This window comes from Peptococcus simiae (assembly GCF_046097595.1).
Taxonomy (GTDB): Bacteria; Bacillota; Peptococcia; order Peptococcales; family Peptococcaceae; genus Peptococcus; species Peptococcus simiae.
In genome coordinates this window covers 1-266 of sequence record NZ_JBJUVG010000039.1, presented here as the reverse complement: position 1 = coordinate 266, position 266 = coordinate 1, and the positions used below count along the sequence as shown (strand labels likewise).

General features: G+C 52.3%; 1 protein-coding gene. It reads left to right on the top strand.

Features of this window, described 5'->3' with window-relative positions; translation table 11 throughout:
* The coding region (locus tag ACKQTC_RS09235; RefSeq protein ID WP_408978152.1) for a hypothetical protein at positions 1–266 on the top strand (266 nt) is incomplete at both ends.

Below are 266 nucleotides of genomic sequence, written 5' to 3'. Positions count from 1 at the left end.
AGGTCTGGAAAGATATTAAGGTAACAGACGTCCTAGATACCTCTCGCCTGACCTTCTACCGGGACAGCCTCACCATTAATGGCGTCCCTAAAGCCTGGGGGAGCGACTTTAAATACCAAGCTAATAGCAGCTCCATGCTGGACACCCTCACCATCCCGGTAGGCGACATCCAGCCCGGTAAAGCCACCATTATCCAGTTTAAAGTCCTCCACGCCAATGACGGAGCAGATAAGCCCTACGTCAACCAAGCCACAGCAGAAAGCAAG